Consider the following 18,105-nt stretch of genomic DNA (forward strand, 5'->3'; position numbering starts at 1 on the left):
CAGTCTCCGGAATCAGGGGCGTTTCATGCCAGACTAACCGCGCGCGGCCACGCCTTCCATAGCGGTTTTCAGATCGTGAACTAAAGTATGCGCCATAGAGCGAAACACCATGATCAGCATCGTGTCAGCGCCCGTGCACGTGATCGACGCCGACATGTGCATCAGATCGGTGCGCGCGGTATGGCCGCGTTTGAAATGTGACGCCCGCAGATCGACCGGCACCAGCCGCGCCAGTACATCGGCCACGCCCTGCCCCTTCAATTGCATCACAGTCCACGCATCCGATTGATCGGTCATCGCCGCCAGCTTGGCCAGTGCCGCATCAGGGGGCGGCCCCATCAGCAATACATGGCAGGCCCCGAACCAGATCACCCGCGCGCCGCCCTTGCCTGTGGCGCGATTGGGGCCGGGCATCGCCGCCCCGTGCGCCGCCTTGAGCGCATCTGAAAACGCCTTGTCTTGTCCCGCATAGGGTGAAAACGAGGTCAGATAGCCCGCATCCACTTCTTCAAGTTCTACCGATCCGATTTTGACCGGTGTCATCCCGCCTGCGGAGCTTTTTGCAATCAGTTTAGCCACGCACCTTGCCTCCTTCAGGATCAAAAAACACCGGGTGGCACACTTCGCACAGGGTTTCGATACCGCGCAGATGGTCCACCATGCGCACTATCTCTCCGTGCCGGTCCGGTCCGTTTTTCAGAAAGCCCAGCCCCAGAAAGGACTGCAATGTCGGGGAAAACGCCACCGAGGTCACGTAGCCCTGATCGTTCACCCTTACCGCATCATCAGATTTGTTGAACAAATGCGCCCCCGCCGTCAGCTGCTTTACCGACCCAACCGGTTTCAGGCCGACCAGACGTTCGCGGGAGTCTTCGATCAATCCCTCACGCTGCGACATGGTTTTGCCGATGCAATCCTTTTTGGCCGACACCATACGCTCCATCCCGATGTCGAACGCGGTGGTGCGACCGTGGATTTCCGCGTGGGTGATAAACCCTTTTTCGATCCGCAACACATTCAGCGCTTCCATCCCGTAGGCACATCCGCCCAGCGCTTCGGCGCGTGCGACCAACAACCTGAAAAGGCTGTCGCCATAGCGCGCCGGAACCGCCAGTTCATAGGCATGTTCGCCGGAAAACGAGATCCGGAACAACCGCCCCTGAACACCGAACAAGGATACCGACCCGCAGGCCATGAACGGCCAGTTTTCATCCGTGATCTGCTCATCCAGCATGTCGTTCAGCAAGGCCCGCGATTTGGGGCCGGCAATGGCAAACTGCGCCCATTGTTCCGTGACGGAAATGAACGAAACGTCCAGTTCGGGGCACAGCGCCTGATGCACGAAATCCAGATGCCGCATCACCTGCCCTGCGGCGGCGGTGGTGGTGGTCATGACATAGTGATTTTCGCCCAATCGCGCGGTCGTGCCGTCATCCATCACATAGCCGTCTTCGCGCAGCATCAAACCGTATCGCGTGCGCCCGAGCTTGAGCGTTGAAAATGTGTTGGTGTAGACGAAATCCAGAAACGCGGCGGCATCCGGCCCCTGAATGTCAATCTTGCCCAGGGTGGAGACATCACACACACCGACAGTTTCGCGCACCGCATTCACCTCGCGGTCACAGGACTGACGCCATGTGGTTTCCCCCGGGGCTGGAAAATAGCTCGGGCGATACCACATCCCGACCTCGATCATCGGCGCACCGTGTTCAACGCAGGCCGCGTGGCTGGTGGTAAAGCGCTGCGGCGCAAACCCTTTGCCCTGCGCCCCTGCCCCCATCGCAGCAATCGCCACCGGGGCATAGGGCGGGCGAAACGTTGTCGTGCCGGTTTTGGGAATACCGCGCCCGGTGGCATCGGCCAGAACCGCCAATGCGGCGACGTTGGAATTCTTGCCCTGATCTGTCGCCATGCCTTGCGTGGTATAGCGTTTCATATGCTCGACCGATCTGAAATTCTCGGTCGCGGCCTGTTTCACGTCCTTCACGCTGACATCGTTCTGGAAATCCAGCCAGGCCCGCCCTTTTCCCGGAACGGCCCACAGTGGCGACAGCGCATAAGGCGTATCATCGGCCACCGGCACTTCGATTTTCGCGGCTTTCAGGCCCAGCGCCTCCAGTGCGGTTTTCGCGGCGGCAACACCCGCCTCAAGGCAGGCGACAGTTGAAAAGTCACCGTTGCAGGCGCCTGCCGTCACCATACCGGGGACCGCGCCCGGCGTGGGCACGAATGCGGCAATGTCGTCGCGCCAGGTCGGCCGCCCGTTCATATGACATGTCAGGTGCACCGAAGGGTTCCACCCGCCCGACATGGCCAGGCAATCGGTGGTTATCTTTTCCTCACCGCGCGCGCTGCGCACGGTAATGCTTTCCAGCGCCTTGCGTCCGCCCGATCCGCACACCTGCGCCCCCGCGAACACCGGATAATCACCTGTCTGCGCCACATCCGTACGGCTGTCGATCAGAGCCGCGACATGCACCCCGGCCGCCACCAGATCCTGTGCCGTGCGATGGGCATCGTCATTGTTGCCGAACACCGTCACCGACCGGCCGGGGCTGACCCCCCAGCGGTTCAGATAGGCCCGCACCGCCCCTGCGGTCATGATCCCGGGTCGGTCATTGTTCTGAAACGCAACCGGGCGTTCCAGCGCGCCCGCCGCCAGAACCGACTGCTTCGCAGCAATGCGCCAGAACGTCTCAAGCGGCGCGCCCGGTGCACGGTTCGCGATATGATGGCTCACCCGCTCCAGCGCGGCATATGTGCCCTGATCGTAGACGCCTGTGACCGTGGTACGCGGCATCAGGCGCACATTGTCCATCCCCGCCAGTTCGGCCACAACCTCTTGCACCCAGTCCGGCCCTGCCATGCCGTCAATCGCATAGGTTTCAGCGTTCAGCCGTCCGCCCATGCGCGCATCTTCATCGGCCAGAATAACATCCGCCCCGGCCCGCGCCGCAACCAGCGCCGCCATGAGGCCGGTGGGCCCCGCGCCGATCACCAGCAGATCGCAGAACGCATAGGCCCGTTCGTATTTGTCAGGGTTGTTTTCGCCCGAAAGCGCCCCCAGCCCCGCCGCGCGCCGGATCACGGGTTCATACAGCTTTTCCCAGAACGCCCGTGGCCACATAAAGGTCTTGTAATAAAACCCGGCGCCCAGAAACGGCGCCGCCAGATCGTTGATGCTCATCAGATCAAAATCCAGCGATGGCCAGTTGTTCTGGCTGCGCGCCTCAAGGCCCGGATAGATCTCCTGCACGGTGGCGCGCACATTGGGTTCGCGCGCCGCACCGCTGCCGATCGTCATCAGCGCATTGGGTTCTTCGCTGCCCGCCGTCAAAATACCGCGCGGACGGTGATATTTGAATGATCGTGCGACTAAAGTGATATCATTGGCCAGCAGCGCCGAGGCCAGCGTATCCCCCCCGAACCCCGAATAGGTCTTGCCATCGAACGAAAACGAAACCGGTCTGGACCGGTCGATCAGGCCTTTGCCGTCAACCCTCATGCTTTGGCCCTTGTCACGTTCGATGCCAGTTCCGTCTTGAATATCTCGTGCGTCAGCGTGGATCGTGTCACCACCAGCCACGCCGAACAGCCGCTGGTGTGATGCCATAAATCCTGCGTTTCACCCGCCGGGTTTTCACGATCATGCACATAATCGTTCCAGGCATCCGCGCCCGCATCCGGCGCGGGGCGCGACAGCGCAACCGCCGCACCCTGATAATAGAACTCGCGCATGTCGCGCTCCCCGCAGAGCGGGCATTGAATTCTCATCTCACCGCCTCCCGCAGGGCGCTGCCTGCACTTTCTTTTTGCAATAAATTCGGAAATCCCGACATCTCGGCCCCCTCAGTGCAAATTATGCTGAGAGCCGGTGCCCTCTTCATCCATCAGGCCCCGCCCGGTGCGGAACCGGTCCAGCCGGAACTTGGCGGCGGTTTGATGCGGCGTACCGGTGGCCATCAGATGCGCAAAGCTGAACCCCGACCCCGGCACCGCCTTGAAGCCGCCGTAACACCAGCCGCAATCGATAAACAAACCTTCGGTATCGGTCTTATCGATGATGGGGGATCCGTCCGGTGTCATATCCATGATCCCGCCCCAGCTGCGCAGCACCTTGGCCTTGCCGATCATCGGCATCAGCGTCATGCCCGCCTCCATCACGTGTTCCATCATCGGCAGGTTGCCGCGCTGTGCATAGGTTGCATAAAAATCCAGATCGCCGCCAAAGACCAAACCGCCCTTGTCCGACTGCGAAATATAGAAATGGCCCATGCCAAAGCTGACGACGTGGTCAATGCAGGGCTTTAACCCTTCGGTGACAAACGCCTGCAAGACATGGCTTTCGATCGGCAGACGCATGCCCGCCATCGCCGCCACCTGACCGGACCGGCCCGCCACGACGATTCCCACCTTTTTGGCACGGATGGCCCCGCGCGTTGTCTGCACGCCGCGCACCTTGCCGTTTTCGATATCGATGCCGATCACTTCGCAATTCTGCAGCAGGTCCACACCGCGCTGATCCGCGCCGCGCGCATAGCCCCACGCCACCGCATCATGCCGTGCAGAACCACCCCGCGGATGCAGCAATCCGCCAAAAATCGGAAACCGCGTGTTGTCGAAATCCAGATAGGGCAGATATTTGCGCACGCCTTCGCGATCCAGCAGAACCGCATCATCCCCCTGATTGATCATTGCATTGCCCCGCCGCGCAAAGGCATCGCGCTGGCCGTCGGAATGGAACAGGTTGATCAAACCGCGCTGGGAATGCATCACGTTATAGTTCAGGTCCTGTTCCAGACCTTCCCACAATTTCAGCGAATGACTGTAGAATTCCGAATTGCCCGGCAGAAAGTAATTGGCCCGCACGATTGTCGTGTTCCGCCCGATATTGCCACTGCCGATGTAACCCTTTTCCAGCACCGCAATATTCGTCATGCCGTGGTTCTTGGCCAGATAATAGGCGGTCGACAGTCCATGCCCGCCACCGCCGATGATCACGGCGTCATATTCCGCCTTGGGTTCGGGATCGCGCCAGTGCGGGGTCCAACCCTTGTTGCCGGTCAAACCCTCGCGCAGCACGCGCAACCCAGAAAACCGCATGTCAGACTCCCTACTGGACAGATGTGACCATAACCCGCCGCTGTCCGGTCTATCAATAGGGTCCGTGTAACCCGAACCGCTTTGCGACACGGATATGTCTGTGCACGACCGAGTTGCAAGAAACAGCCGCCGTCCCGGCAACCGGGACCGCATGGCGCACCGGTCGGGCCGCGGTTTTTCGTTTGATCAGCGGGCGCAAAAGGCGCTGCGTCTGCGCCCTGCTCAGCAGGTCACGCTGCCGTTCGCGTTCAGTGTGATGCTGGCCGGGAACCAGACCGTCGGGGCGTCGGGCTCTCCCGGATCACCCAGCAGGATAAAATCATCCGGCTTTTCGCTGCACGCCGCCAGCTTCGCCCTTACTACGGCCCGGTCGGGCACAACCCGGGTCGCCATGCCCGACCGCGCGGCCCATCCACGGATTGCGGCGTTCGAAATACATTCCGGTGTCAGCGCCCCGAACGCGCACCGCCCTGTCGATGGTTCACGCAGGTGCATGGCCTTGTGATCATCTAATGTGGGCGCACCCTCGGCTCCTGCGGTTTCAGCCTTGGCAACCTGTTGCGTGCTCTCGTCCGTTGATTTGACAGGCTCTGGTGCAGGCACCGGTACGGGCAACGGCATGCTGGCCCGTACCGCATAGGGGGATCGCACCAGTGTAGCGTCAAACCGGCAGTCTTCTTCGTCCGCCAGACATTTTTCGGCTTCGGATTCGATCCTGTCCAGCGCAACCAACGCCATATCCTGCATGTCTTCCAGCAACCTGACACCGTCCGGGCCAATCGCGCCAAACGACCGGCTACAGGCCTTTTCCTCATCACATCCGACCAGCGGCATCAGATACGCGTCCGGCGTTTCAAGCACATCAAAGATATCGGCGTAAAGCTGGGTATAGGAAGACCACAACGCCACCAGTTCATCATGCTCGACCTCTTGCGGCAGAATGTCCGCGCCACGCGGAAAATTCTCGAGCACCTGATAAGGGGTGATACTGATTTCAAAGATTTTTCCGGCCTGTGCAGCGGCATAGGCCAGATCCTCGATGCGGTCGATTGCGGCCTTGGCATCCTTTGGCAACTTGGTGCGGGCTTCGGATTTCGGATCATCCGCGTCCAGATCGGCCGCCCCGCCCTGCTGCATGAACGTCAGTGTGCGCGTCAGGTTTTCGGTGCCGGATTCGGAACTTCCGCTGGCTGCCGCATTTACCTTGACGCCCCAGCCCGACCCTTTGACAGACGCTTTCATGCTTTCACGCTGTGTTTTGCTGGTGGTTTCGGTCGTGGCCAGCAGATAGGCCCGCGCGCCACCCACGGTCGATGAAACGTATCCTTCGCCGCAGGTTTCCTGAAACCGCTGGATATCACGCTTTGCCATCGCCGCCGCAGCCTCGGTCAGTCGTACGGCGCGCCCGCCGCTCGACGCCGGAGGCGCCGCAAAGGTCGCCGAATTCAGCACTTCGGCATTGACCAGAAAACTGACCGATGTGGATGAGACGCTTGAATTTTTTGCAAATGACGCCTTGCCGCTGGCCTCGTATCCGATGGCCTTGACAGACACCGAGGCCGACACGCTCATTGCCTTGGACAACGAATAGCTGTCGCGCACTTCCTTGATTGTGATGTCGGATGATTGCGCGCTGCGGTGCACCGGCTCAAACACGACGCACACTGTGGGTACAGGTTCGCCACGGGCCTGGCTCCACCCCCATCCCAATTCCACGACTTCGGGCGCTTCGACGCTGAAACTGCCTTCGGATGCTTCATCATCCTGCGCCGCGCGCACCGGTGTGCGCGGACGCGGCGCGGACCAGGCGAGCTTTTGTCTGACCGGATCGGCTTCTTCGGGTGCGGGCGGCGCGGGGCGCACCTGTGGTTCATTCTGGTTTTGCGCGAAAAGGTATCCGGCAAAGGCAAAAGCCCCGGCCACAAGGGCCACGCCGAAATAGTGTTTCGACGTTATCAACGGCGCGGGTACATGGGTATTTTCTTGTGCGTCGGGGTCAGGGATCTGCGACATGTTTCACCTCACTCAAACAACTTAAAAGAATGATGGCATTCAGTCGCATGACTTAAGGTAAAGCAAGATTTTTGCCGGAATAGGCTGTTTCCCGCCCATTCCGGAACATGAAAAGCGGTTGCGACCTGCGCGCGCAATGCGCAGGCCGCAAAGTTTTTTTGGGCCTACAGCCCTTTCGCGCGGTAGCTGGCTGCCACCTTGGTGATCGCCACCAGATAGGCGGCGGTGCGCAGATCATCCACGTCCTCGCGGGAATGCCAGACCTCGCGCATGGACTGGTAGGCAATGCGCATCGTGTCATCCAGACCCGAGCGGACCAGTTCAAGCTCTCCGGCGCCGCGCAGATATTTGGTTTTGAAATCCGGCGACAACGTCCAACCCAGCTGCTTGTCTGCCGACAGGCGTTCCAATTCGTCCACAACCAGTTGGTGGCGGCTTTCTTCCTGACGGCGCTGCATCCGGCCAAACCGGATATGGCTCAGGTTCTTGACCCATTCGAAATACGAAACGGTCACACCGCCGGCGTTGGCATACATATCCGGAATGATCACAACGCCTTTTTCGCGCAGGATATCGTCCGCGCCCGCCGTGACGGGCCCGTTGGCCGCTTCGATGATCAGGTTCGCCTTGATCCTGTCAGCATTGGAAAGATTGATTACCCCTTCCAGTGCGGCGGGAATAAGGATGTCGCAGTCTTCTTCCAGTACGGCCGCGCCTTCTGCGGTGTGGGCGGCATCGGGATAGCCTGTAACGCCGCCATGCTTGGCGATCCAGCGGTGGACGGATTCCACATCCAGCCCCTTTGGATTGAACAACGCACCATCGCGTTCGATGATGCCCGTGATCACGCTGCCGTCTTCTTCGGACAGGAACTTGGCCGCATGGTAGCCCACGTTACCCAGGCCCTGAACGATCACGCGTTTGCCGTCCAGCGTCCCGCTCAGCTTGGCGGCCTTGATGTCTTCGGGGTGGCGGAAAAACTCCTGCAACGCATATTGCACGCCCCGCCCTGTTGCCTCGACCCGGCCGGAAATCCCGCCGGCGTTCAGCGGTTTGCCCGTCACGCACGCGGCCGAATTGATATCGGTCGTGTTCATGCGCTTGTACTGGTCGGCGATCCACGCCATTTCCCGTTCCCCGGTGCCCATATCCGGGGCCGGCACGTTCTGGCTGGGATGGATCAGATCGCGTTTCGCCAGTTCATAGGCAAACCGCCGCGTGATCAGTTCCAGTTCATGTTCGTCATATTCGCGCGGATTGATCCGCAGCCCGCCCTTTGAACCGCCAAAAGGCGCTTCTACCAGCGCACATTTATAGGTCATCAGCGCCGCAAGCGCTTCGACTTCGTCCTGATTGACACCGATGGCATAGCGGATGCCACCCTTGACCGGTTCCATGTGTTCGGAATGGACCGACCGGTAGCCGGTGAACGTCTGTATCTGGCCGCGCAAGCGCACGCCAAAACGTACGGTATAGGTCGCGTTACACACCCTGATTTTTTCTTCAAGGCCGGGCGGCAGGTCCATCAGCGCAACCGCACGGTTGAACATCAGGTCAACGCTCTCGCGAAAACTCGGCTCTGTCTTGGCACTCATGTCATTCATTATTCTCTCCCGTTGGGTGCAGAACGCGACTCGCCCTGTCATTGCTTATCTTCCCCACACCCTAAGACGAACCCATATAAAAGTGCCAATTTTTTATGCATTTTAAGAAAAACTGGGCCGCACAGCCAGATTGCGGCAAAATTGTGGCGCATCTTTTCCCATGCAGAAACAATACATCCCTGCTGTCTGAATCATCACATCTCAGGCGCCCAAATCTTCGGATTTTATCGGAAAACCGCCCAACTTTGGACACTTTTGTCTGCCACTAAGATGATCGAAGGAATGGGTTTAGATGGTTTGCGACTTTGTTTGGTGAGTTGAAAAAGGTGACAGTGATGGAAAACAATACCCTGAGCCAGAAAGGCTCTGTGACGGATGCTGTATCTGGCAGCTCCGACAGGCCGTTCAATCGCAAGATGCGCCGGATCATCACGCGGTTCTGCCGCGACGAGGACGGCGTTATCACGATTTTCGCCGTTTACATGCTGCTGCTGATCGTTGCCATTGGCGGCTTTGGCGTCAACCTTATGCACAACGAAATGGTGCGCACGAAGGTGCAATCCACGCTGGACCGCGCAATTCTGGCCGCCGCCGATCTGGAACAAACTCTTCCCGCTGATGAAGTGGTCGAGGATTATTTTGCCAAGGCCGGCATGTCGCAATATCTGGAAGGTGTGCAGGTCACTCCGGGCCCGGCTCTTCCTACCACCTATTTCCGCATCGTCAAAGCAACAGCGCGGACCTAAACGCCATTCCTTTACATGCCGTGGGATTACTATCGCGGCATCACCAGAACGCTGCCGGTGGTCGCGTCCGGTCAGGCCGAAGAAGTCATCAACAACGTGGAAATTTCGCTGGTTCTTGACGTTTCCGGTTCGATGAATAGCAACAGCCGCCTCTACAATCTCAAGATCGCGGCCAAGGAATTCATTGACCAGATGCTTGACAACAGCCGCGACGACAGGCTGTCGATCTCGATCATCCCCTACGCTACCCAGGTGTCGTTGCCCAACGAAATGATTGCAGAATTCAACGCACAGGGAACCAACCCCTATTCGAACTGCATCAACTTCAGCGGTTCTGACTTCAACGACAGGGCTGTTTCGACAACGGCGCCGTTCCAGCGCACCATGCATTTCGACCCCTGGAGTAGTAATGACGGACGTGATGACGATCCGGTCAATCTGGTGTCCCGCCCGGTTTGCGAAGACCGGGATTCACGCGAAATCCTGATGCTGACCGATGATCGCCAGAAACTGAAAGACTATATCGACGACCTGTCTGCCCGCGGCAACACATCGATCGATCTGGGGATGAAATGGGGCACGGCCCTTTTGGATCCGGCCATGCGACCGGTTGTGAATAAAATGATCGGGCACGGCGAGGTACCCTCACGCTTTAGCCTGCGCCCCTTTGCCTATGACGATCTGGAAACGCTGAAAGTTGTGGTGTTGATGACCGACGGGCAGAACACCAGCCAATATTACATCGAAGACGATCACCGCTCTGGTGAATCCGATGTGTACTGGAATGAACAGACCGAAGAATACTCGATCTGGAACAAACGCAACGGCGATGGCAACGATGGCCTGTTCTACTGGGTCAACAACAACCTATGGCGCGATCATCCCAAAGGCAACGGCCACTGGGATGGCGGCAAGGAAGGCCTGCGCGGCTATCCCAACGATCTTGACGGTGACGGCATCGAAAACGAATATTTCTGCTACGAGGTGCCAAATCAAGACGACAATGAAAGCGGCACAGCTGTCAACTTGTCCTATCCGGAACTGTGGGCCTACACCTCGATCCGCTACAACACGGAAAAGAACTATTACCCGTGGATGAACGACAGCGAGGCCCGCAGCCAGTGGCGCTATGGGGTATATGACACTGTTGGTTCGGGCACCAAAGACAACCGGACCAAGGCCATTTGCGACGCCGCAAAAACAGAGCAGATTGTTGTCTACACCATCGGCTTCGAAGCGCCGTCCGGCGGGGTTTCGGTCCTTAAGGACTGCGCCAGTTCGCCCAGCCACTTCTTTGACGTGGACGGCCTTGAAATCTCGAACGCGTTCAAATCCATCGCGCAGCAGATCACACAGCTGAGGCTGACCCAATGACCCGCGCAATGTCCAGATTTCTGCGCCGGTTTCGCAAGGACGAAGGCGGCCAGCTCGCGATTGAATTCGTGATCATGGTGCCCCTGTTGTTCACCGTGTTCCTGACATCGGTTGAACTGGGTATCTATTCGATGCGCCAGATGTGGTTGGATCGTGGCCTGGACATGACCGTGCGGCTGGTCCGTTTGAACACGGGTCAGGTGCCCGATCACGACGATCTGAAAGACATGATCTGCGAACGTGCCGGCTTTATCCCCGATTGCGCCACCAGTCTGAAACTTGAAATGCGTCGCGTTGACCCGCGCAATTTCGTCGCGCTAAGCCAGACAGCGGATTGTCACGATAAATCACAGCCTGTGCTGCCGGAAAACGCGCCCACCTATATCACAGGTCAGGAACATGACCTGATGGTACTGCGCGCCTGTGTAACATTTGACCCGCTTTTCCCGACAACCGGCCTTGGTTTCGACTTTGCGCAAAGTGCAAATGGTGCAGGCCAGGCCCAGATGACGGCCATGTCGGCCTTTGTACAGGAGCCGGGAAATTGAACACGCTTTCTTTCTGGCTGAAACGCCACGCCCGCCGCTTTTCCTCGGATGAAACCGGCAACATCGCAATCGAAGCGACCATTGTCCTGCCGATCATGTTCTGGGCATATCTGTCGTTGTTTTCGATCTTTGACGCCTACCGGCAATACACCGTCAGCCAAAAGGCGGCCTATACGATTTCGGATCTGATTTCGCGCCAGACAACGCCGATCGACAATGATTTTCTGGATAGCTCGCGCGCGCTGTTCGACATGCTGACCCGGTCCAGCAACCGGCCGTCGATCCGTCTGACCATTCTCAAATACGACGAAGACAGCGACAGCTACGAAGTTCAGTGGTCCAAGGTACGCGGATCATTTGGCGCGCTTGACAACGAAGATGTGGATGACTGGCATAACAAACTGCCGGTGATGCCGGATCAGGAAAATGTGATTGTTTTCGAATCGGTGGCTGAGTTCGATCCGTTGTTCGATACAGGGCTGGAAAACCGCACGATTTCGAATTTCGTGTTCACCCGCCCCCGCTATGCTCCGCAGGTTCTGTGGCAGGATTAACCGTCTGACAGATCACGCATCGCCAGCATTGCGGCCAGCGTTTCCGACATAAACCGCGAGTCCCGCCCCGGCGTGACACCACCAACACCCACACGGCGCCCCACGCGCCACCACAACCCGGGCCGCCAGATGCGCGATCCGGGTTGTTTCGTTTTGATCAGGAACCCGTGGGACGGTTTGAAGGCAAAAAAACCGCGATCGACAGACTGAATATCATCAACCCGGGCCAGCACAGTACCATTGGTGTCGCGCAACTCGGTTTCCGTCAGTTCAAGACCGTGATCTGTCGCGCGGCGCATCTTGTCGCCCATCCACAGCGCCGCCCCCCCCACGACAAGCAGGAACACCTGCCACTGAAAGGCGGGCGGGCGGGCCAGCGCAATATAGATCAGCATGAAACCCAGCACGCCCATCATCACAATGCCCATCCAGCGGCGCGCAGGGGATGCGTGCACACTGGCCAGAATTTCATCGTCCATTCCGCCGTCCTTTATGCCTGACCGCATCAGGCTTTACCCGCCCTTGCACGAAAGGAACAGGGCAATCAGGCCGGCGGTCTGACTTCGTAACCGGCCTCTTCCGGTTCATCGTCGATCAATTCGGCCGGAAATCCGTCAGCCAGAACCGACAACCCCGTTGCCTCTTCCAGCCGCTCGATGATCCGGTCCGATTGCGCCCGCTCGCCATAGCGTTTCTGGCCGTCGCGCATGATTTCGATCATCAGCGGCGATATTTCCAGCGGAACGTTGTGTTCATCCGCGATTTTCTGGAACAGCCCGATATCCTTTTGCACAAGGTCCATCGTGAAATTCACATCACGCGACCCCGACAGGATCAACTGGCTTTCGGTTTCATGAACGAACGACGTTCCAGAACTGATCTTGATCGCCTCGTATGTCGTGGCCATGTCCAGCTCTGCCGCTTTCATCGTCACCATCGCTTCGCACAGGGTCAGCAGGTTGGCCGTGGCCAGATAGTTTGTCATCACCTTCAACACCGATGCACTGCCCAACGGGCCTGTATGCAGCACGCGGCGGCCCATAATCGTCAGGAACGGCAGCATCTTTTCGAAAGACTCGCGGTCGCAGCCTGCGAAAATGCTTATATTTCCGGTGTCCGCGCGATGGCAGCCGCCTGATACCGGGCACTCCACCGCTGTGCCGCCCCGGGCGATCACTTCGGCCCCCAATCGACGAATTTCAGATTCGTCCGTTGTCGACATTTCCATCCAGATCTTGCCAGGTCCGACATCGGGCAACATTTCTTCCACAACAGCAGCACTTGCCGCGGGGCTGGGCAGGCAGGTGATCACCGCATCACAGGCCTGCATCATCTGCGCAGGCGAACCGCCCGCTGTCGCACCTTTGGCGACGAACTTTTCCACCTGCGCCGGATCAAGATCATGCACAACCAGATCAATCCCATTGCGCAACAGGCTGCCAGACAGTTTGTGCCCGACATTTCCCAACCCGATAAACCCTACTTTCATGCGTATCCCTTTCGCTTTTGGCGGAAACTGGGGGCTAATTCGCGCCCTGTCTTTTCCATTTGCGACCGTTGTACCCAACAAAGGGAACAGCTAGCCTGCCGCCTATGTCCTACCCCTCGAACCAGCCTGTCCAGCGCGAAGGCGATGCCGCCGCCGGCATTGACGTGACCCAAGAATTCGAACGGTTCGAACAGCGTAACGACGTGTTCACGAGGGCGTTCTGGGATGACAGCGTGCGCACGAAACAAACCGATGCGTTTTTTGCGTCCTACAGGATGGAGGCGAAACCGCGGCGTGGCGACGGGTTCAGCCAGCGCGATTTCGCATTGCGCAACGCATCATGGCTGATTTCCGACATCATGACAGACCGGCACGCCGATCAGGGGCGGCGCGAAGGGTTCCAGGCGCCGTTCAGCTATGACACGCCGGTCGCACCGGATCAGGTCGGGATTGATGAGCCCGCAAAGATGAGCGCCGAGATCAAACGCATCGCCGGTTTTTTCGGGGCTGATCTTTGCGGCATCACCGATCTTGACGACCGGTGGCTTTATCAATCGCGCGTGGACACACGTGATTTGTCGGCCGCCCCAAATGATCTGCCCGAAGGTCTGACCTCGGTGATTGTGCTGGGTCATGAAATGGATGAAACGCTGGTTGCCACCTATCCTTCGGCACTGGCCGGTGCGGCAACCGGGCGCGAATACAGCCACGAGGCGGCGATTGTCCTGCAACTGGCCGCCTATATCCGCAATCTGGGCTACGAAGCCGTGGCATCGATGAATGATACCGGCCTTGTGATCCCTTATGCGGTCAAGGCGGGCTTGGGCGAATATGCCCGAAACCAGCTGGTGATCACGCCGCAATTCGGGCCGCGGCTGCGGTTTTCCAAGATTTTCACCAACCTGCCGCTGACCCATGATGCGGCCACACCTCTGGGCGTGCGCGCATTCTGCGACATTTGCACCAAATGCGCCGATGCCTGCCCTGTCAAGGCGCTGCCCTATGGCCCGCCGGAAACGGGCGGTTCCAACGTATCGGCGCTGAAGGGCGTGCGAAAATGGACATCGGATGCCGAAAAATGTTTCGGGTTCTGGGCCAAGACTTCAACCGATTGCGCAATTTGCATGCGGGTGTGCCCGTTCAACCGCGACTTTCGCAAATGGCATCACCGTCTGTGGCTGAAACTGGCCCTGTCCCCTTGGCGCAAACTGGCGCTGTTTCTGGATCGCAATCGCGGCGGTCGCAAGAAGCCTTCGAAATGGTGGGATGGCGAAACCGGCTGATCCCGTGCCTTCGGTGCGTTTTCGCACAAAGGCCGTTCCTGCACGCAAATTGCCCGCGCAGCCTGTCCACCCTATCTGAAAACCATCAGAACGCAGATCATGGAGACGATCATGTCCCTTCGACCCACACTTGAAACACGCCAAGCCATCCCGACGCTGGAAGGCGCAGGCGTGAAACTGCACCGCGCCTTCGGCTTTCAGGATCCGTCAGAGCTTGACCCGTTCCTGTTGTTTGATGATTTCCGCAACGAACGCCCCGAGGATTTTATCAAGGGGTTTCCGTGGCATCCCCATCGCGGCATCGAAACAATCACCTACGTGCTGTCCGGTACAGTGGATCATGGCGACAGTCTGGGCAACACCGGCACCCTTGGTGCGGGCGATGTGCAATGGATGACCGCCGGCTCCGGTATCCTGCATCAGGAAATGCCGCACGGTAATGCCAACGGCCAGATGCACGGGTTCCAGCTGTGGGGTAACCTGCCCTCGGCAATGAAAATGACGGCACCGCGCTATCAGGACGTGCAAGGCACCGAAATCCCCGAAGTGATCGACGATGACGGCACCCGCGTCAAAGTGATCGTCGGCAGCTACTGGGGCAAGACCGGCCCTGTCGACGGGATCGCGGCAGACCCGCAATATCTGGATATCTTCGTACCTGCAGGCGTAAAAAAGACATTCAAGATAGACACTTACCGCCGTGCCTTCGCCTATATTTTCGAAGGGGCCGGTGCCTTTGCCGATGCCAGCCAGCCCACAGGTGTGCTGTTGGAAAAGGAAGTGGCAGGTCAGGAAGTGAATATCCGCGATCTCAGCGGTAACCGCACTTTGGTGCGGTTTGGCACCGGTGAAGAAGTGACCGTTCAGGCAGGACCGGACGGCCTGCGGTTCCTGCTGATCTCGGGCGCACCGATCGACGAACCTGTTGCATGGCATGGCCCGATCGTGATGAACACTCAGGACGAACTGCAACAGGCGATGAAGGAACTGCGCAACGGTACGTTCATCAAACCGGCCCACTGACCAAGAAACCGGGGCGGCGCAGCGCCGCCCCGAAATCTGCCTTCAGGCGGAAACCGCCTTGCGCACCATATCCCAGTATATCTTTTCGACCTGATCCAGCGAAAGCCGCCCTTGCGAGCGGTACCACGTGTTGATGCCCGTCAGCATTGCGATCAGGCCCAGCGTGGCGATCTTGGGGTCCGGCACAGAAAATACACCCGCCTCGACCCCCCGGCGCAGGATCATTTCCAACTGGTCCTCGTACTGGCCACGCAAGTCTTCGATAATCGCGAAATTCTCGGGCGTCAGGTTGCGCAGTTCCATATAGGATATGAAAACCGCATCGGTGCGTTCCAGATGAAACCGGATATGGAACCGCGTGAACTGTTCCAGCGCGTCCAGCGGTGGCATCTGCGGAACGGTTTCGCGCGCCGCCAGCAAATCTTCCATGTGGCTGCGCAGCAGATCGAACAGCAGCGATTGCTTGTCTGTCGTGTAATTGTACAGCGCGCCGGCCTGCACCCCGACCGCACTGGCAATCTGGCGCATCGAAACGGCGGCGAACCCGTGCTGCGCAAACAAACGCTGCGCCTCGGCCCGCACGCGCGGACCTGTAATATCAGAATGGGATCCCGCCGTACGTGCCATGGATCGGTTTTATCTGAACATCTGTTCAAATCAAAGCCCTGCTTGCACCCAAATGCCGACTAGGGCATCACTGCGACAGTTATGGGGATCAAAACCATGCGTTTGTCATGCTTTGGCATCTTGTTCTTGCTGATATCGGCGTGCGCGCCGTTCCCCGATCTTGATGACGCACTCCCCCCCGGCGCGGAAGATCAGGATTATCCGACACTGCAACCGCTCGAACCCGTACTGGCAAGCGCGGCCCCCACAAAGCCTGATGCTCAGGAAACCGCCGCTGCGCTTGATGCACGTATTGCGGCGCTGAATGCGCGGGCAGAAGACTTGCGCAAGCGCGATGTCCAATAGGCAATCCGGCAAGGCAATGGTTTTGCCTGCCCCAATGCGTTGCACGGCGCACTGGAACCCGCTACATCGCCCTAGATTGAACTGACGCAGGCAAAGGACGCCCCATGACACAACAATTGCGGCTCGGGCTTGCAGGGCTTGGAACTGTCGGCACAGGTGTCGTCAAGATTATCCGCTCCAAGGCCGCCCTTCTGGCCGCACGCACCGGCACAGACATTATAATCACTGCCGTCAGCGCCCGGGACAAGACCAAGGATCGCGGCGTGAACCTGTCTGGATACGCATGGGAAGATGACCCCGTAGCGCTGGCACGGCGCGACGATGTCGATGTGTTCGTGGAACTCATGGGCGGCACTGACGGCGCGGCAAGAAACGCGACCGAGGCTGCGATTGCTGCCGGCAAGGATGTTGTGACCGCCAACAAGGCGATGTTGGCCATTCACGGCCAGTCACTTGCCAAAATGGCCGAAGATGCCGGCCGCCTGATCCGCTTCGAAGCGGCGGTCGCTGGCGGCATTCCCGTGATCAAGGCGCTGACCGAAGGCCTTGCCGGCAACGAGATTACCCGCGTGATCGGTGTCATGAACGGATCGTGTAATTACATTCTGACGCGGATGGAAAACGCCGGCCTCAGCTATGAAGAGGTTTTTGCCGAAGCGGACGGTTTGGGGTATCTTGAGGCCGATCCCCAACTGGATGTCGGGGGCATTGATGCGGCGCACAAACTGGCGATCCTGTCGTCGATCGCGTTTGGAACGCAGGTTGATTTTGACGGTATCGAACTGGAAGGCATCGAACGGGTCAGCATCGAGGATATCCGCCACGCCGCCGATATGGGGTTCAAGATCAAATTGCTGGGTGTTGCGCAAAAAACCGGGCGCGGTCTGGAACAGCGGATGATGCCGTGCCTTGTGCCCGATACTTCAACGCTGGGGCAACTGGATGGCGGCACCAATATGGTCGTTCTGGAAGGCGACGAGGTGGGTCAGGTCATGTTGCGCGGTGCCGGGGCCGGCATGGGCCCCACGGCAAGCGCCGTTCTGTCCGACGTCTGCGATATCGCCCGCGGCGTGCGCCTGCCGACCTTTGGGCAACCTGCCGCACAACTGCTGAAATCCACTCCTGCGCGGTCGGTTCTGCCCGCACCCTATTATCTGCGCATGGATCTGATGGACAAACCCGGTGCGCTGGCCAAAGTTGCTTCAGTGCTTGGCAATGCCGGCGTGTCAATCGACCGGATGCGACAGTACGGCCATTCCGAACACACCGCACCCGTTCTGATCGTCACCCACAAAACCACTCGCTCCGCTCTGGACGAGGCGCTGGCCGCGATGCAAGGCACCGACGTTCTGGCCAGCACCCCCGTTGCTTTACGGATCGAGAATGTCTAGTGCCA

The 18,105-nt window shown here is 58.8% G+C and carries 17 protein-coding genes; 8 read left to right on the forward strand and 9 right to left on the reverse strand.

Annotation, left to right across the window (positions count from 1 at the left end; genetic code table 11):
* Positions 1 to 33: 33 nt before the first annotated feature.
* From C1J05_RS14590 to C1J05_RS14615, 6 genes are all read right to left on the reverse strand, one after another.
* The gene (locus C1J05_RS14590; RefSeq protein WP_254684609.1) at positions 34 to 579 is read right to left on the reverse strand and encodes a sarcosine oxidase subunit gamma; all 546 of its coding nucleotides are present in this window, start codon (positions 577 to 579) and stop codon (positions 34 to 36) included.
* Positions 572 to 3,505: a sarcosine oxidase subunit alpha family protein gene (locus tag C1J05_RS14595; RefSeq protein WP_114870890.1), complete on the reverse strand. Its 2,934-nt coding sequence runs from the start codon at positions 3,503 to 3,505 to the stop codon at positions 572 to 574. Before C1J05_RS14595 ends, C1J05_RS14590 begins: the two co-directional genes overlap by 8 nt.
* Entirely contained in the window at positions 3,502 to 3,774 is a 273-nt protein-coding gene (locus C1J05_RS14600; RefSeq protein WP_114870891.1) for a sarcosine oxidase subunit delta, read from the reverse strand. Before C1J05_RS14600 ends, C1J05_RS14595 begins: the two co-directional genes overlap by 4 nt.
* Positions 3,775 to 3,849: 75 nt before the next feature.
* Complete coding sequence (locus C1J05_RS14605) at positions 3,850 to 5,103, reverse strand: sarcosine oxidase subunit beta family protein (RefSeq protein WP_114870892.1); 1,254 nt, start codon at positions 5,101 to 5,103, stop codon at positions 3,850 to 3,852.
* Between the two features lie 222 nt (positions 5,104 to 5,325).
* Positions 5,326 to 7,116, reverse strand: coding sequence for a hypothetical protein (locus C1J05_RS14610; RefSeq protein WP_114870893.1), 1,791 nt, complete (start codon positions 7,114 to 7,116; stop codon positions 5,326 to 5,328).
* 164 nt (positions 7,117 to 7,280) lie between these two features.
* On the reverse strand, positions 7,281 to 8,711 hold the full coding sequence (locus C1J05_RS14615; protein ID WP_114872340.1) for a Glu/Leu/Phe/Val family dehydrogenase: 1,431 nt from the start codon (positions 8,709 to 8,711) through the stop codon (positions 7,281 to 7,283).
* Positions 8,712 to 9,055: 344 nt separating this feature from the next.
* Between C1J05_RS14615 and C1J05_RS14620 the strand changes: the two genes are divergently transcribed.
* From C1J05_RS14620 to C1J05_RS14635, 4 genes are read left to right on the forward strand one after another with little or no spacing between them, the layout of a single operon-like run.
* Positions 9,056 to 9,466: a TadE/TadG family type IV pilus assembly protein gene (locus C1J05_RS14620; RefSeq protein WP_114870894.1), complete on the forward strand. Its 411-nt coding sequence runs from the start codon at positions 9,056 to 9,058 to the stop codon at positions 9,464 to 9,466.
* A 15-nt stretch (positions 9,467 to 9,481) separates the two neighbouring features.
* Positions 9,482 to 10,840, forward strand: a complete 1,359-nt coding sequence (locus tag C1J05_RS14625; RefSeq protein WP_114870895.1) for a VWA domain-containing protein — start codon at positions 9,482 to 9,484, stop codon at positions 10,838 to 10,840.
* Positions 10,841 to 10,848: 8 nt separating this feature from the next.
* Positions 10,849 to 11,388: a TadE/TadG family type IV pilus assembly protein gene (locus tag C1J05_RS14630; protein ID WP_254684610.1), complete on the forward strand. Its 540-nt coding sequence runs from the start codon at positions 10,849 to 10,851 to the stop codon at positions 11,386 to 11,388.
* Entirely contained in the window at positions 11,385 to 11,942 is a 558-nt protein-coding gene (locus tag C1J05_RS14635; protein ID WP_254684611.1) for a TadE/TadG family type IV pilus assembly protein, read from the forward strand. The genes C1J05_RS14630 and C1J05_RS14635 overlap by 4 nt, the downstream gene beginning before the upstream one ends.
* Here the strand turns inward: C1J05_RS14635 and C1J05_RS14640 are convergent.
* Entirely contained in the window at positions 11,939 to 12,421 is a 483-nt protein-coding gene (locus tag C1J05_RS14640) for a hypothetical protein (RefSeq protein WP_114872342.1), read from the reverse strand. The genes C1J05_RS14635 and C1J05_RS14640 overlap by 4 nt on opposite strands.
* A 65-nt stretch (positions 12,422 to 12,486) precedes the next feature.
* On the reverse strand, positions 12,487 to 13,431 hold the full coding sequence (locus tag C1J05_RS14645) for an NAD(P)-dependent oxidoreductase (protein WP_114870897.1): 945 nt from the start codon (positions 13,429 to 13,431) through the stop codon (positions 12,487 to 12,489).
* A 104-nt stretch (positions 13,432 to 13,535) separates the two neighbouring features.
* Here C1J05_RS14645 and C1J05_RS14650 point away from each other — a divergent pair, with 104 nt between their 5' ends.
* Positions 13,536 to 14,714, forward strand: coding sequence for a 4Fe-4S double cluster binding domain-containing protein (locus tag C1J05_RS14650; RefSeq protein ID WP_114870898.1), 1,179 nt, complete (start codon positions 13,536 to 13,538; stop codon positions 14,712 to 14,714).
* A gap of 111 nt (positions 14,715 to 14,825) precedes the next feature.
* Positions 14,826 to 15,737 (forward strand): pirin family protein, encoded by a 912-nt coding sequence (locus tag C1J05_RS14655; protein WP_114872343.1) that lies wholly within the window; start codon positions 14,826 to 14,828, stop codon positions 15,735 to 15,737.
* A 42-nt stretch (positions 15,738 to 15,779) separates the two neighbouring features.
* Here C1J05_RS14655 and C1J05_RS14660 read toward each other — a convergent pair whose 3' ends face one another.
* On the reverse strand, positions 15,780 to 16,364 hold the full coding sequence (locus C1J05_RS14660) for a TetR/AcrR family transcriptional regulator (protein ID WP_114870899.1): 585 nt from the start codon (positions 16,362 to 16,364) through the stop codon (positions 15,780 to 15,782).
* Between the two features lie 96 nt (positions 16,365 to 16,460).
* On the opposite strand from C1J05_RS14660, the gene C1J05_RS14665 reads away from it, so the two are divergent.
* Entirely contained in the window at positions 16,461 to 16,709 is a 249-nt protein-coding gene (locus tag C1J05_RS14665; protein ID WP_205388961.1) for a hypothetical protein, read from the forward strand.
* 104 nt (positions 16,710 to 16,813) lie between these two features.
* Positions 16,814 to 18,100 (forward strand): homoserine dehydrogenase, encoded by a 1,287-nt coding sequence (locus C1J05_RS14670; protein WP_114870901.1) that lies wholly within the window; start codon positions 16,814 to 16,816, stop codon positions 18,098 to 18,100.
* Positions 18,101 to 18,105: the final 5 nt, after the last annotated feature.

It is taken from the genome of Sulfitobacter sp. JL08, from assembly GCF_003352045.1.
Taxonomy (GTDB): Bacteria; Pseudomonadota; Alphaproteobacteria; order Rhodobacterales; family Rhodobacteraceae; genus JL08.

Coding starts and splice junctions, on each gene's coding strand:
- C1J05_RS14630 (WP_254684610.1), top strand. CDS start 10,849: ATGTCCAGATTTCTGCGCCGGTTTCGCAAGGACGAAGGCGGCCAGCTC.
- C1J05_RS14600 (WP_114870891.1), bottom strand. CDS start 3,774: ATGAGAATTCAATGCCCGCTCTGCGGGGAGCGCGACATGCGCGAGTTC.
- C1J05_RS14665 (WP_205388961.1), top strand. CDS start 16,461: ATGCGTTTGTCATGCTTTGGCATCTTGTTCTTGCTGATATCGGCGTGC.
- C1J05_RS14615 (WP_114872340.1), bottom strand. CDS start 8,711: ATGAGTGCCAAGACAGAGCCGAGTTTTCGCGAGAGCGTTGACCTGATG.
- C1J05_RS14640 (WP_114872342.1), bottom strand. CDS start 12,421: ATGGACGATGAAATTCTGGCCAGTGTGCACGCATCCCCTGCGCGCCGC.
- C1J05_RS14605 (WP_114870892.1), bottom strand. CDS start 5,103: ATGCGGTTTTCTGGGTTGCGCGTGCTGCGCGAGGGTTTGACCGGCAAC.
- C1J05_RS14670 (WP_114870901.1), top strand. CDS start 16,814: ATGACACAACAATTGCGGCTCGGGCTTGCAGGGCTTGGAACTGTCGGC.
- C1J05_RS14655 (WP_114872343.1), top strand. CDS start 14,826: ATGTCCCTTCGACCCACACTTGAAACACGCCAAGCCATCCCGACGCTG.
- C1J05_RS14650 (WP_114870898.1), top strand. CDS start 13,536: ATGTCCTACCCCTCGAACCAGCCTGTCCAGCGCGAAGGCGATGCCGCC.
- C1J05_RS14595 (WP_114870890.1), bottom strand. CDS start 3,505: ATGAGGGTTGACGGCAAAGGCCTGATCGACCGGTCCAGACCGGTTTCG.
- C1J05_RS14660 (WP_114870899.1), bottom strand. CDS start 16,364: ATGGCACGTACGGCGGGATCCCATTCTGATATTACAGGTCCGCGCGTG.
- C1J05_RS14610 (WP_114870893.1), bottom strand. CDS start 7,116: ATGTCGCAGATCCCTGACCCCGACGCACAAGAAAATACCCATGTACCC.
- C1J05_RS14645 (WP_114870897.1), bottom strand. CDS start 13,431: ATGAAAGTAGGGTTTATCGGGTTGGGAAATGTCGGGCACAAACTGTCT.
- C1J05_RS14625 (WP_114870895.1), top strand. CDS start 9,482: ATGCCGTGGGATTACTATCGCGGCATCACCAGAACGCTGCCGGTGGTC.
- C1J05_RS14620 (WP_114870894.1), top strand. CDS start 9,056: ATGGAAAACAATACCCTGAGCCAGAAAGGCTCTGTGACGGATGCTGTA.